This window comes from Sediminibacterium sp., from assembly GCF_030695065.1.
Classification (GTDB): Bacteria; Bacteroidota; Bacteroidia; order Chitinophagales; family Chitinophagaceae; genus Sediminibacterium.
Genome location: NZ_JAUYTR010000014.1, coordinates 1 through 1790 on the forward strand (window position 1 = coordinate 1; position 1790 = coordinate 1790).

Below are 1790 nucleotides of genomic sequence, written 5' to 3' on the forward strand. Positions count from 1 at the left end.
GTAGTAGGAGCGAACTTAACGTTGTTACCTTCTAGTGTTAAGAAGTGTGTACCAATTACGCCGTTGTTCAATCTTACTGGAACAGCGTTAGGACCTTTCACTACGTTTACTTGTTTAGTGTAGATAGAACGTCCAGTTCCATCATTAATCTTCATAGTAAACTCACCAGCAACAGGGCTTACAAAGCTAGCAGTAAACACGTTGTCGGTTACCGGGTTAGGGAATACCTGGATGGTTTTCTCTTCCTGGTCAGCAGCGTTGATTACTGGTTTTTCTTTGGTGAAGCTGATATTGCTAAATGTAGAAGCGATAGGGCTATTGCGTCCAGTACCTACTTCAATGGTAAGAACTAGGGTAGTAACATCAGTTGGATCTAATGCTTTAGTAGAACCAGCAGATTTAAACTGACTGAAAGGAATATAATATTCTTGCTGACCAGAACCTAATCTGATATCAGTAGTGTATTGGTTCTTCCACTCAGCCACCCCATTTTTAACCATGGTTACTCTTAAGTTGTAACCACCAGCGGCAGTAAACTTAATACCGTTGTAGTTGCTTAAGTCAGCTTCCATACCACCTGCTTTCAATAATTTGAATAGTGATACGAAATCAGCGCTATTGGCTTTTACTTCAACATTTCTTAATACAGGGTATTCGTTAGCAGAGATGGTGCGTTTAGCATCGTTGGTTACGTTGAAAGCACTTACGCTAGTAGTGTTTCTGTTGTAATCAACTGCCCAAGTACCATCAGACATGTATACTAAGTCTTTTACTTCACCATTCAAATACATAGAGACAGTGCTTTCGTATTTGTCGCCCACTGGAACAACTACAGTAGAAGTGCCATTGGCTTTTACAGTGAACGGAACGTTACGAGTAACAATACCAGTAGAAGATTCAGTAGATCTGTCTTCGAACTTGAAGAAACCAGTAGTTGCAGCAGAAGAATTTTTGATCACCAAGTTTAGGTTGGTTCCTTCACGCTTACCAGACTCAATGTAAGAAGCAGGTGTTGTACCTACAACCGCTTGGTTAACTTCAGCAACGTCTTTTAGTTTAGCTAATACGTCTTTAACCATTTCATTAACAATGCTAGGAGAAGCGGCCCAGATTTGGAAGTTGTACATCTGGTCTTCGTTCACATAACTAGTAGTTAAGAAAGCACTCTGAAGGTTAAAGCTGTTTCTTCCAGCTTTAGCACCTACAGTAAATGCGGTAGCGTATTCGCGGTTTCCTTTATCGTTAATAATGGTGTAGTTAATAAAGTTGTAGCCGTCAATTTTAACTGATTCTACATCTAGTAGGGTAGCACCTTTTAATCGATCACAAATTGGTTTAGTGTGGTCGTACAATTCACCCAAAGTTTTAGTAGTGAAAGCTACCGCTTTGGTTTCTTTATTGGTGTTTACATAGTCAACAGCATACACTTCTTTAGCATTGGTAAAGCTAACGATGTCTACAGGAGAGCTATTGTAAGCTTTATACCCTCTGGTAGCAAGGTCAGGCATGATGCTAGACAATTGCAAGCTAAAGAGGCTATTAGTGCTGGTAGAGCGGATAGTACCTTGAGCAGTTTCAACTACAGGTAATTTGTTGTAATCCACCGCACCATTCATATCGTTGATGGCATTGCTAAGCACACGTTGAGCAATTGCATCGCCCAAGCTCTTACTTTCAAGGCCACCGCCACCGCCGCCACTTACAAAAGTAGACTCACGACGATATAAGATTCTGTAGTTTAATTGAGTAACGCCGTCTTCAGCAGTTACTAGGATTTCAATGATATTGTC

At 40.6% G+C, this 1790-nt stretch carries 1 protein-coding gene; it reads right to left on the reverse strand.

Annotation, left to right across the window (positions count from 1 at the left end):
- On the reverse strand, positions 1–1790 hold a 1790-nt coding region (locus Q8S25_RS06925), incomplete at both ends, for a hypothetical protein (RefSeq protein ID WP_305536151.1).